This is a genomic window from Marinobacter sp. AL4B (assembly GCF_019916045.1).
GTDB lineage: Bacteria > Pseudomonadota > Gammaproteobacteria > Pseudomonadales > Oleiphilaceae > Marinobacter.
Genome location: NZ_JAILWZ010000013.1, coordinates 682,292 through 694,338 on the forward strand (window position 1 = coordinate 682,292; position 12,047 = coordinate 694,338).

General features: G+C 54.6%; 14 protein-coding genes. 3 read left to right on the forward strand and 11 right to left on the reverse strand.

The window, feature by feature from the left end:
* Positions 1-6: 6 nt before the first annotated feature.
* From tssG to tssB, 5 genes are all read right to left on the reverse strand, one after another.
* A complete protein-coding gene (tssG, locus tag K5L82_RS13460) occupies positions 7-1,023 on the reverse strand; it encodes a type VI secretion system baseplate subunit TssG (protein ID WP_133007101.1) in 1,017 nt (338 codons plus the stop codon).
* Positions 987-2,759: a type VI secretion system baseplate subunit TssF gene (gene tssF / locus K5L82_RS13465; protein WP_223134495.1), complete on the reverse strand. Its 1,773-nt coding sequence runs from the start codon at positions 2,757-2,759 to the stop codon at positions 987-989. The genes tssG and tssF overlap by 37 nt, the downstream gene beginning before the upstream one ends.
* 81 nt (positions 2,760-2,840) lie before the next feature.
* A complete protein-coding gene (gene tssE, locus K5L82_RS13470; RefSeq protein WP_223134496.1) occupies positions 2,841-3,278 on the reverse strand; it encodes a type VI secretion system baseplate subunit TssE in 438 nt (145 codons plus the stop codon).
* A gap of 3 nt (positions 3,279-3,281) precedes the next feature.
* Positions 3,282-4,763 (reverse strand): type VI secretion system contractile sheath large subunit, encoded by a 1,482-nt coding sequence (gene tssC / locus K5L82_RS13475; RefSeq protein WP_223134497.1) that lies wholly within the window; start codon positions 4,761-4,763, stop codon positions 3,282-3,284.
* Positions 4,764-4,826: 63 nt separating this feature from the next.
* Positions 4,827-5,324 carry a type VI secretion system contractile sheath small subunit gene (gene tssB / locus K5L82_RS13480; RefSeq protein ID WP_223134498.1) on the reverse strand — a complete coding sequence of 166 codons (498 nt, stop codon included), beginning with the start codon at positions 5,322-5,324 and terminating at the stop codon, positions 4,827-4,829.
* Positions 5,325-5,595: 271 nt separating this feature from the next.
* Here tssB and K5L82_RS13485 point away from each other — a divergent pair, with 271 nt between their 5' ends.
* Both K5L82_RS13485 and K5L82_RS13490 read left to right on the forward strand, forming a co-directional pair.
* Entirely contained in the window at positions 5,596-5,856 is a 261-nt protein-coding gene (locus K5L82_RS13485) for an acyl-CoA-binding protein (RefSeq protein ID WP_133007096.1), read from the forward strand.
* 148 nt (positions 5,857-6,004) lie between these two features.
* Positions 6,005-6,316, forward strand: a complete 312-nt coding sequence (locus K5L82_RS13490; protein WP_223134499.1) for a site-specific integrase — start codon at positions 6,005-6,007, stop codon at positions 6,314-6,316.
* An 11-nt stretch (positions 6,317-6,327) separates the two neighbouring features.
* Here the strand turns inward: K5L82_RS13490 and K5L82_RS13495 are convergent, their stop codons facing one another.
* Positions 6,328-6,801, reverse strand: coding sequence for a hypothetical protein (locus K5L82_RS13495; protein ID WP_165950624.1), 474 nt, complete (start codon positions 6,799-6,801; stop codon positions 6,328-6,330).
* 108 nt (positions 6,802-6,909) lie between these two features.
* The gene (gene greB, locus K5L82_RS13500) at positions 6,910-7,422 is read right to left on the reverse strand and encodes a transcription elongation factor GreB (protein WP_223134500.1); all 513 of its coding nucleotides are present in this window, start codon (positions 7,420-7,422) and stop codon (positions 6,910-6,912) included.
* A gap of 293 nt (positions 7,423-7,715) precedes the next feature.
* Here greB and K5L82_RS13505 point away from each other — a divergent pair, with 293 nt between their 5' ends.
* Entirely contained in the window at positions 7,716-7,997 is a 282-nt protein-coding gene (locus K5L82_RS13505; RefSeq protein WP_223134501.1) for a hypothetical protein, read from the forward strand.
* Positions 7,998-7,999: 2 nt separating this feature from the next.
* On the opposite strand, the gene K5L82_RS13510 is transcribed toward K5L82_RS13505, so the two are convergent.
* From K5L82_RS13510 to K5L82_RS13525, 4 genes are all read right to left on the reverse strand, one after another.
* A complete protein-coding gene (locus K5L82_RS13510; protein ID WP_223134502.1) occupies positions 8,000-9,478 on the reverse strand; it encodes an ATP-binding protein in 1,479 nt (492 codons plus the stop codon).
* Positions 9,465-10,145 carry a response regulator transcription factor gene (locus K5L82_RS13515; protein ID WP_133007660.1) on the reverse strand — a complete coding sequence of 227 codons (681 nt, stop codon included), beginning with the start codon at positions 10,143-10,145 and terminating at the stop codon, positions 9,465-9,467. Before K5L82_RS13515 ends, K5L82_RS13510 begins: the two co-directional genes overlap by 14 nt.
* Positions 10,146-10,249: 104 nt before the next feature.
* Positions 10,250-11,029 (reverse strand): hydroxypyruvate isomerase, encoded by a 780-nt coding sequence (gene hyi, locus K5L82_RS13520; RefSeq protein ID WP_223134503.1) that lies wholly within the window; start codon positions 11,027-11,029, stop codon positions 10,250-10,252.
* 22 nt (positions 11,030-11,051) lie between these two features.
* On the reverse strand, positions 11,052-11,963 hold the full coding sequence (locus K5L82_RS13525; RefSeq protein WP_223134504.1) for an NAD(P)-dependent oxidoreductase: 912 nt from the start codon (positions 11,961-11,963) through the stop codon (positions 11,052-11,054).
* Positions 11,964-12,047: the final 84 nt, after the last annotated feature.

The window sequence follows — 12,047 nt, forward strand, 5'->3', positions numbered from 1 at the left end:
CTTGCCTTAACGTCGGATCTGGATCCGCACCGCCGGTCGCTTGCTGGCGCGCTCCGGTGTCACGAATGAGTTCCAGCCCAAACGTAGCTCTTCCCCCATTCGCATGGGACGTATGTCTTTGGGGCGCATTTCCAGCTCCAGGTCGTAAGCCAGTTGCTCCCGGGTGGCAAACTCAACCAACTTCACCAACCGTTCATGCTCAGCACCGTTGGGCAAAAAATCGGCAAAGCGCTGTCGGCTTAGATTGCGCAGCCGAAGTATGAATTTGCCACTTCGGTCCCGGATGCTCGATCCAATCAGTGTGTTATGGCCGAGATTGGCATTCGCTTGCCCTAGGCGGGTTTGTTGGTCTTCAGCAATGGCCACCTTCCTTAGTACCCATTGCTCAATGCTGACATCTTCTAGATCGAAGCAATGGGCAACTATCCCGCTGACCACTTCCGGCGACCGGCTACGCCCCGCCATCAAGCCGGCATAGGCCAGCATTTTCGACCAATTAACGGGTGTCGCTTCCCGCAAACGACGATCACCCAGTCCAGTTAGGGAGAACACCAGTTCCGAAAAGCCGTCACTGGCACCAGGCTGAAATCGTATGTAGTAGCGGTACTTACGCCAGGCCCGATGAAACAGGGTCACCAACCGGTGGTTAAAGAAATCCAAAAAATGCCGCCGCACGCCCAGATTCTGGCCCGCTTCCCACGCCAGATCTTCCAGGTAATAGCCGGGTAACGGCGACTGGGAACCGTGCAACCCGAGAAAGCTCACTTCCATTTGGTAAGGTGCGTGCTCGTGCTGCGGCGACAACGCCGACACCACGTCACTGCCCGGAAACCCCAAGCCGGCAGAGGCCGAAAACCGAATGCGTTCCTGTACCGGATCGCCTGAGCCAGAACCTTCCAAATCATCGCCATGATGCCGGTGAATCAGGTCCACCAGCTGAAAAAAACTGTAGCGCCGCGCATTGCCCAGAACGGGTTCGAGCCCGGCTACATCAGCGGCTGCTGACCTTGCTGTAACGTCCATGTGTACCGTTCCTGATTCTCTGTGTTCACCACTTCCAGCTGGTGAAAGGCGTTAATGCTGGCGTAGAGCGCAAAGAACTGGCTCAACACCGTGCCAAACAGGTACAGATCGCCTTCGCTGGCGAAATTCTGTTGGTCGAGTTTTAGCACTGACCGGATACCCCGCACCGGCAAACCGCGCACCATGCGGTCAACCGGTTGCGTGTTAATGTCGCTGATGCCCGCCAACCGCTTCTGAGACACACGCTCGGCCTGGCGATCTACCAAAGCCCGAAAGTCATACACCCGCAGCACAGTGCGCAATGCATCCACATCGAGCATCGACAGATAGTTCAGTGACAGGTTCGAGATCAACGTCCATAACAGGCTGCCATCCAGTGTGGGTCGCAGGGTGGCGGTGGGTCGAGTAATGTTGCTAAACGAGGCGAAGGCCGGTGTGGTTTCTGTGGCCATGCATATTTCACCCACCGCCAGCTGTTGCGGCAATTGTCGGTTCGTGCAGGTGAGTGTCAGAGACACGGCCTCTTGCCGGTTCATGCAGTCAGATTCGTCGGCACGTACAAAAGAAATATAGTGATCGAAGCCATCGCCCCGAACACTTTCGCGGGTACGCACCCGGTAATACAAGGCGGTGCGGCCACGGTCCCGCTCCACTTCGTGCTGGAAACTCTCAAACGCCGTATATAAGCGGGGCTCGCCCCGGCCCGAACGACCTTCCAGCCAGCCTTCAACTTGTTCAATGCTAAACACTTCGTAGTGTTCAGGGCAGCGGCTGGACGGCGAAATTCGGTACTCGGTTTCACGACCGTTCAGATCCACCGGCTCGCCTTCGTGACTGAACAGGTTCACTGCTGGCGTGCAATATAGTTGCAGGGAATCCCGGGTGACGCGGGTATCCGGCGGCAGAATGCGGCTGAAGTGGAAGCGCAGGCTGATCTCGTCTGCCTGGATCCCCGGTAGGCGTTGTTTCAATCCGGTGACGTCGATAAACCGGAAGGCCTCGGGAAAGCTCAGATATTCCTGAATAATCCGGTAGCCGGAATAGGCATTTTTCGGATACGGCAGAATGGCTTCATCGGCGGCAAAGCCCACGGGCTTGAGCAACGATGTGGGCAGGCTGTATGCGCTGTCGCCCACCACCAATTCCATGCGGCTTAGATAGTGGTTCAGCCATAGGTATAGGGTTTCGGCGGTGTGGTTGTCGCCCCCCAAATAGAAACGCAGGCTGTCCATGCCCAGTTGGTTCAATGGCTGGTCGGTGTGCAGGGCCAGATCGACTGACACTGAAGATACTTCGCGGGAATGCTCGGCGTGGGCTTCTGCCACACTGACAGGAAAGATATCCACAGCCCGGCAAGTACGGAATCGGCACTGGGTTTGGCGGGTACTTTCACCCACTGGCCGGCTTTTGATTTCGGTGTGGCGCTCTACCCGCTGGCGTTCGCTGATCGCGTGCAGCTGAGGGTCGAAACGCATGATGGTGCAACTGGGCACTGGCCGCAGGTAATTGGGCCAGAGCATGTTCAACAGGGAGTGTGTCAGCTCTGGAAATTCGTCTTCCACTTTTTCGCGCAGCTTGCCGGTCAAGAAGGCAAAACCTTCCAGAAGACGCTCTACGTCTGGGTCGGTGCTTTGTTCCGATAGAAATCGGGTGAGCTGCGGGTGTGCATCGGCAAATTCCCTGCCTTGCAGCCGCAAAAAGCTCAATTCATCCCTGTAGAACCGATTCAACTTCATAAATACTGCACCAGTCTGGCTCCGAGCGGTTGGTCGGGGTGCTGTCCAACCGCTCTCATCCTTGCCTTTAACTACTCGAATTTATGCTATCCGGTAGTACCGCTTTTCATCTAAGACCAAGTCTATTGTGGTTCTGTCATCACTACCTGTGACGCTCAGATAAACCGTGACCTGAAACTTCAACTGCAACGGGTTCGGCCCCGGTGGCAGCGCCACCACGTCCACCCGTTTCACTCTGGGCTCAAACTTCTCGATACACTGACGAATCGCCCCGCGAATCTGGATACTCAGGTCGTGAGTACCCAAGGTAGCGTCGTTGAAATCCAGCAATCCTAGGTCCGGCACGCTTGCACTGTTGCCCGGATGAGCGTTCAGCAAACGCACCAAATGTCGTTTGATGGATTCCACTACATGGGTCACTTCTCCCATGCCATGCCCTGCGGGAGCCGCCGCCTGCTCGAGTCGTTCGAACAGGCTGCCGGTGTTGCGAACGCCGTCAGTCGCAGTGTCGCTGAACACGGATTAATCCTTGTCCAATCGACCAACCAGCGAGAGCTCGAAGTTCGCACCCATGTACTTAAAGTGCGGGCGGACCGCCAGCGAGATCTGGTACCAGCCAGGATCGCCTTCAACATCGGAGACCACCACCTGCGCGGCGCGCAACGGGCGACGACTGCGAACTTCTGCCGGTGGGTTTTCCTGATCGGCTACGTACTGGCGAATCCAGGTGTTCAGCTCACGCTCCAGATCCTGACGTTCTTTCCAGGAGCCAATCTGCTCACGCTGCAGCACTTTGATGTAGTGAGCCAGTCGGTTCACGATCATCATATAAGGCAGCTGGGTGCCTAACTTGTAGTTGGTTTCCGCTTCTTTGCCTTCTTTGGTGTTCGGGAACTGCTTGGGCTTTTGCACAGAGTTGGCCGAGAAGAAGGCGGCGTTGTCGCTGCCCTTGCGCATGGTCAGTGCGATGAAGCCTTCTTCCGCCAATTCGTATTCACGACGGTCGGTGATTAACACCTCGGTCGGGATCTTGGCTTCCAGCTGGCCGAAGGACTCGAAGGTGTGCACCGGCAAATCGTCCACCGCACCGCCACTTTGCGGGCCGATGATGTTCGGGCACCAACGGTATTTAGCAAAGCTATCGGTCAAACGAGTACCTAACAAGTAAGCAGTATTACCCCACAGGTAGTGCTCGTGATCGCCGGATACGTTTTCTTTGTAATTAAAGCTACGCACCGGGTTTTCAGTGGGGTCATACGGTGTACGCAACAAGAAGCGCGGCGCGGTCAGGCCCAGATAGCGAGCGTCTTCGGATTCACGCAGAGAACGCCATTTGGCGTATTTCGGGCCTTCAAAAACAGCACTCAGCTCCTTAATGGCCGGCAACTCCTGGTAGCTGTCGACACCAAAGAACGACGGTGCAACGGAAGACAGGAACGGGGCGTGAGCCATAGCGCCTACGGACGACACATACTGCAGCAGCTTCATATCAGGCGTAGAGGGACTGAAAGCGTAGTTGCCAACGATGGCACCGACCGGCTCACCACCAAACTGGCCGTATTCGGCCGAGTATACATGCTGGTAGAAACCGGTTTGGGTCACGTCTGGGGCAAATTCGAAGTCTTCTAGCAGTTCCTGTTTGGTGGCGTGCAGGATGTCTACTTTGATGTTTTCGCGGAACTCTGTGCGATCGACCATGAGTTTGAGGCCGCGCCAGGACGACTCCAGCTCTTGCAGTTTGGGGGCGTGCAGAACTTCGTCCATCTGCGCGCTGATCTTGCGGTCCAGCTCTACCACCATCTGGTCTACCAGAGCCTTATTGACCGGTTGGCCTTTTTCGTCGCTTTGTAGCAGGTTGGCAATAAATGTTGCGACACCTTTGCGCGCGACATCGTAACCTTCGTCAGCCGGCGCCATGCGGCTATTGGCCATAACCTGATCAAGCAGAGAGCCTTCTGCCACGGATTCGGAGGCAGCAGATTGCTGCACAGCAGTATCAGACATACCACATCCCTTCAGTACGTAATTGATAATTGGTGTTAGGTGTAACCGATTTCCGAAACGCGCTTATTCGTCGTTTTCGGTCGCCAGTTCCAGTTCCGTCAGCAGCGATTCCCGTGCGCGTTCATCATCCAGCAACTCTTGGAGCTTAGAGCGGAATGACGGCACATTGCCAAGCGGCCCCTTTAGAGCAACAAGCGCTTCACGCAGTTCGATCAGTTTTTTCAGCTCCGGAACCTGGCGGGCGATGCTGTCAGGCGAAAAGTCTTCCAGACTTTCAATCTGCAGATTCACCGGAAGATCATCCGCGTCATCTTCAAGCTTGTTGGACACGGAGGTTGATAGAGTAAGGCCAGCTTCCTTCATCACAGAACGGAAGTTGTTCTTATCCACAGAAATGGCTTTGCGGTCTTCAATGGGGGTTTCTTCAGCATGGCCCTTGAAATCGCCAACCACAAACATCTTTAGCGGCAGTTCGGTTTCAGCCTGCTGGTCGCCAGTGGCGGGGACATACTTGATATTAATGCGCTCTTTTGGCGCGACAGAACCATCTTTACCAGACATGACGTGCTCCCTGTGCAATTCATTTGCAACGTATTTCATTCCTTTGTGTCTGCCATCCTGGCAAACAACAAGCGAGACTCTACACCGGTGTTCGAGCTAGCTCAATAAGCCATTGGCCATAATTGGCTCAAAATGAGCACTCGGGCAAACTTTTGCCAGATTGCCGTAATGCCAAGTAGAGCGCTCTTTTAGTCAATGACGGGGATGGCACCCAAAGCTATACTTCGTTGACCCTTATAGGAAGCAACCCTGCACACCAAGGACCACAACGATGAGTGACCTGAAAGCCAAGTTTGAAGAATCAGTAAACTACATCCAGACCGCCGAAGGCGACTTCAAGCCGTCCAACGAACTAAAGTTGGAATTCTACGCCCTCTACAAGCAAGCCACCGAAGGTGATGTTACGGGCAAGCGCCCCGGCATGATGGATTTCGTTGGCCGCGCCAAGTACGACGCGTGGGACAAACTGAAAGGCACTTCCAGTGAAGAGGCCATGCAACAGTATATCGACAAGCTCGAATCGTTGAAGTAAAACGCTTCAGTCGCTGCCGCTGCTCACTAGCGGCGGCGGCACTCTTCCCCGTAACGCCCCTTCTTTCGATTCATCTTTGCGCCTTTCAAACGTTTGTCATATGATGCGCGCACCATAAGAACAACAAGTCATTCGGAAGATCTTACACATGGATATTACTGAAGCGCTGGAGCAGTCACGCCCCGGCTTGGTGAACCTTGTTCAAGCTGCTATTCACAAACGCGAACTGAACCAGCGGGCAGAACAGACCTACCTGCATTGGATTAGCCGTTTCGTGCTATTTCATGATCTGCAAGACCCTGGAACCCTGTCGGACGACGATCAGGCGCGTTTTTTTGCGTATCTAAATGAACAATTGCGCGTGTCTCGGGCGCGGCTCAACCAAGCCAGACAAGCTCTCGAGTTTTTCTATAACGACGTGCTGAGCAAACCGGAGCAGCAAGACAGCGCTGCGGCCTAAGCCAACGGAAGTTATGGCCGCTCGGTCATGTTCACATTAAGCGCGTCGTAAGTTCGGTTCTGAGGTGGGCGGATCAAGTAGTTATTGCTGTGAGTCTGCCCCGGCACCACTTTCGGGTTGGCGAAACGGATATCCACCGGGATTTCTGACCGCCCCAGATCGGTCCGTTCGTCCCGGGGTTGAAGTGCCAGGGGATCAAGATAAAAGTCCGCGTTTTTTCCCGCCTGCACGGGTACACCCGCGGCAGGAGCGGCTAGCCCGCCTTCGATAACGGTGTTTGCCAACACTTCTTCCTCCATCGAACGGAAAGGAATCGTTTCAATGGTGGAGCGCTCTTCGTATTCAAACACCGAGGCGTCGGCATCCCTGGTCAATGCCTGACCATACGTCGGCAACGACAACCCAATCCCTAGCATCAATCCGATGCACGCTCCCCAAAAGCCGTGGCCTGACGTTTTTCCGGGGGTGTAGTTAGCGGCATTCATGGCAATCATCCTGATCAGAGCGCGCACTCAGTTGGAGTGACAATTTTTGATCAGTGTATCGCCAAAATCGACAAACCGCTCACCGATTAGACGATTTTGTGACATCTCTCACTCGGTGGACGTGTTAGCGTTATACCGAATGCCTGTAATGACAACGTTTTTCCAACCATCGGGTGTTTTCACCGACACGTCATCATCCAGATGCTTTCCTATCAGTGCTCTCGCCAGCTGCGCATTAATACTTAAATAGCCTTTGGTCAGATCAAACTCATCCGCCCCCACCAAACGATAGGTTTGTTCCTCGCCATCTTCATCTTCGACCGTTACCCAAGCTCCGAAATACACACGAGATTGGTCCTCCGGCAGCCGATCTACGACCGTCAACTCATCCAGCCGCTTGCTGAGAAAACGTACCCGGCGATCAATCTCTCGCAATTGTTTCTTTCCGTAGATGTATTCCGCATTTTCAGAGCGATCGCCTTGAGCGGCTGCTTCCCGAACGGCTTGGGTGACTTCGGGTCGCTTGATTTTCCACAGGTACTGAAGCTCTTCTCGCAGCGCCTGTTCGCCGTCTGGAGTAATGTAGCGGGGCGGATGTCCGGAAGATGTGGGTTTTACCATGATACGTTTGCGCTCAACCTGACTAGAGAATGTGGGGGCATAAAAAAACCCCGTGGATCACGGGGTATAAGGCTAGCGCTGTGCTGGAGGAAGAAGCAACCTTAGCGGGCCTGCTTCTTCATCTACAATAACCATTATGCAGTTTGACCATTACCCGGCAGTGGCCACTGCATTACCTTTTGGAAAGAGCCGTCACAACATCTCCCCTGCCAGGAAATTAGGTTGCACACTCTAGACACTATCGATAATTTCCCCCTCACTACCCCTTACTCACCATTTTGTGGAGACACACCATGAACACTCAAAAGATTCTGAATCTGGCGCTGGAAGGCGTTGATAGCTTGGGCTTCAAACTGGAAGAACTGGGCATCACCAACAAGATAAACCGCCACAACATTGCGGCCTTTATGATGGCTGAGCAAAAGCACCTGGAAGGTGAGTGGGACAGCCTGCAGGTGAAAGTGGATCACCGTCGTGCTCAATTTGAAGGGCTGACCAAGCTAGTTGAAGGGCGTGCGGAAGCACTATTCAGCCCTTTAATGGCGCAAGTTAACCGTTTCCGCGCCAGCCACTGAGATTACGCCTGACTGTCTGCGGATGAGCGCGCCTCATCCGCACCGTCGGGGATCTGCTCAATCTGGGCCGCCTTAATACGCTTTCTTACCCCGGTGAACGCAGGCATTTTCACCGCAACCGTTAGCCCCGGCATCTCCGCGTCGAGGTGACTGTCACTCAGCAGAATTTCTCCTTGGTGAATCTCTGCCACTGCGCTGACCAAGCTCAAGCCCAAGCCGTTTCCGGGTAATGATCGACTTTTACCAACCCGGTAGAAACGCTGAAACACCTGATCTTTTTCATCATCCGGAATACCAATACCGGAGTCCTGCACCTCGAAAATGGCACTGGCTCCCTCTTTACGAACCACAACCACAATACCGCCTTGCTCAGGCGTGTACTTGATCGCATTATCGATCAGGTTACTGACCATCTGAAACAGCAGATCCCGGTCACCCTCAATCATCACTTTGGGCTCCATCACCTGCTTAAACTGCTGATCTTTGTCTTCGGCCAGCGCTTCGTAGAGCTCGCAAGCATCACACACCAACTCATCCAGCGAGATCACTTTCATGTCAGCTGTATTGCCACGGGTTTCCAGCCGAGCAATTCTCAGCAACGCATTGAAAGTGGCTAGCAGCTGATCGGCCTCGCCTACAGCCCGGCCAACCTGTTCCCGGGCTTCGTCGTTATCCACAGAAATCAGGGTTCGCTCCAGCTGGTTGCGCAGCCGTGTCAGCGGGGTTCTTAAATCGTGAGCAATGCTGTCGGAAACGTGTCGAATGCCTTCCATCAAATACACAATACGATCGAGCATCTGGTTCAGGTTTTCGGCCAGCTGGTCAAAATCGTCTTCGGTACCGCGGGTCGGAATTCGCAAGGAAAGATGGCCGTTCATGATACGGCGAGAGGTGTTGTTGATTACTTCGATACGGCGGGTGGTACTTCGGCTCATTAAAAAGCCACCCAACAAAGCCAGCGCCAGGGTAATACCCATACCCCAGTTAATGGCACCTTCGATCACTCGTTTGAGGCTGGTCAGTTCATCGACGTCGCGCCCGACCAACAATCGAAGGCCGCCCTGTACATCAAAGATACGGGCACGGGCTAATCGTTCCGGGCCTTGCCAGCCTACGCTAGAGTCCAGAGTAAAGTTGATCCAGCCACTTTCAGCCGTGCGGCTGCCTTCCGGCCAGTCTTCAATATTGCCCGCCAGCTTTAGCAGATCATCGGTCGAAAGAAGGTAAACCGTTTTAGCGTTAGGGTCTCGTGCGACACGTTCCCGGATAATGGTAATTAATCCGTTAACGCCTCGCCCTCGGTACTGCTCCGCGAGGCCTGCAATTTCGGCCTCGATTGTCTCATCAGTCTGAGCGGTCATGAATCCCGCTGTGCGCCAGTATATAAATGCCAAAAGCAAAAATACCGAGGTGGCAAACACCACCATATAAAGCAGCGCCAGCTGGAAAGACGACGTTCTGAGCTGACTAAGCAGTTTCACGCAGCATGTATCCCGCACCCCGGACTGTTTGCAGCAAGGGCGTGTCGAATTCTTTATCGATTTTCGCGCGCAGACGGCTGATGTGCACGTCAATCACGTTAGTCTGGGGATCAAAGTGATAGTCCCAAACCTTCTCCAGCAGCATGGTTCGGGTGACCACCTGGCCGGCGTTACGCATCAAATATTCCAACAACCGGAACTCACGGGGCTGAACATCAATGTTCTGACCGGAGCGCTTGACGGTACGCGCGAGCAGATCCATCTCCAGGTCGGCCACTTTCAAAACCGTTTCGGTTTCTGCCGCCTGTCGGTTGCGGCGTACCAAAGATTCGATCCGCGCCAGCAATTCGGTGAACGAGAATGGTTTAGTCAGGTAATCATCACCACCCCCGCGCAGACCTTCAACCCGGTCGTCCACATCGCCCAGTGCACTCAAAATCAGCACGGGAACCTGGTTGCCAGTGGCCCGCACCGTCTTGATGATGGAAAGGCCGTCCATGCCGGGCAGCATACGATCCACAATCATGATGTCGTATTCTTCACTCGCAGCCATCATCATGCCGTCTTTACCGTCGGCAGCATGATCCACTACGAAGTCGGATTCCTTTAGCCCCTTTACCAGGTAACTTGCTACATCCTGATCGTCTTCGATTACCAGTGCTTTCACCGGTGAGCCCTCCTGATAGCGGATTACATTAACTCTAAGGTTACGAAGAACCGGCAGCGCGGGCCAGTTACGATCTTGTAAGAGGGTGTCGCGTCTGGCGACGGTCAAGCTGTGGAGCTGAACCATCCCAGCGTCTGTTCTGTTACCCCTGAAGGTCTGTACTCTGCACTGACCCAGCCCCCGTACCCCATGTTATCCAACGCTGTAAAAACATTCGAAAAGTTAATCTCGCCGGTGCCCGGTTCGTGCCGGCCCGGATTATCAGCAAATTGCACGTGAGCAATCCACGGCAGCAAACACTCCATAGACCGGACCAGGTCCCCTTCCATAACCTGCATGTGATAAATGTCGAACTGTAGACGCACATTATCGGCATCCACCTCTTCAATCAACGCCACCACCTTGCCGGTGGTATCCAACATAAAACCCGGCATATCCACACGAGAATTAATCGCCTCCAGACACAAGGTCAACCCCGCCTCGGAAAATCGCTCGGCGGCATACTGAACATTCGTCACCAGTGTGCGCCAGGCTTCGTCTTCGCTTAGCGCTTCCGGCTTTAAGCCCGCCAAACAATTCAACTGCTTACAACCCAGCACCTTCGCATAAGCGATGCCTTGCTCCACCCCAGCCCGAAACTCCTCAACCCGGTCCGGCAAACAGGCGATACCCCGCTCGCCCGCCTGCCAATCCCCCGGCGGTAGATTAAACAATACCTGAGTCAGCACATTCGCCTTCAGCTCCGCCGCAATCGCCTCAGCGGGCCACTCGTATGGAAACAAATACTCCACGCCAGTGAACCCGACAGCTCGGGCTCTGGCAAACCGCTCAAGAAACGGCACCTCAGTGAACAGCATCGACAAATTAGCAGCAAAACGGGGCATAGCAATCTCCTAAAACCGAATCTTATTCCTTGGGTCCACGGCCCAGAGACCCCATCAACGTGCCGTTCAAGTGTTCCAACTCAAGCAAAAGCCCGCTGTGGTCCACCTCACTGTGCCCGTTCGCCATCAGCGACAAATATTCATTATGCACCTGCTGCGACAGCGGCAACGTCAGCCCTTCAGCACGGGCCTCATCCAGAATCATCCGTAAATCCTTCAATTGAATCCGTGCGGGCGCACCCGGCGCAAAATCCCGATCAATCATCCGCTGACCGTGCAATTCCAGAATTCGACTCCCGGCAAACCCGCCCATCAAAGCCTCCCGAACCGCCGCTGGATCCGCTCCGCCCTTGGCCGCCAACAGCAAAGCTTCAGACACCGCACCTATGGTAATCCCGACAATCGCCTGATTCGCCAACTTAGCCAACTGCCCGGCCCCCGTCGGCCCAATGTGAGTGCACTTCCCCAGCACTTCAAACACCGGCAGAGCCCGAGCCACATCTGTCTCGGAACCACCCGCCATAATGCTCAACCGAGCCTCAGCCGCACCCACCGTGCCACCCGACACCGGTGCATCCAAATACCCCGCACTCCGCTTCGCCGCCAGCGCCGCATGACCACGCGCTACCGACGGCTGCACCGAACTCATATCAATCAGCAGCGCACCCGCCTTCAACGCAGCAATCGCGCCCTGCTCAACCAACACATCATCCACCACCTGCCCGTTCTCCAGCATGGTGATCACCACATCCGCATCGGCAACCGCTTCGGCCGGCGATTGGGCGATGGTGGCTTCGTCGGCAAACGGCTCGCACTTACTCTCCGTTCGGTTCCACAATGTCATTGGATAACCCGCGTTCAGCAGGTTTCGGGTCATAGGCGCGCCCATCAAACCAATGCCAAGAAAGGCGATACGAGGAAGTGTTGTAGTCATTTTCTGGAATCCCACTCAAAGGTCCGACGAAGGCTGCCCCAACCCCTTCACCCCGGATGCATGAATTTATACAAGTATCAGGAT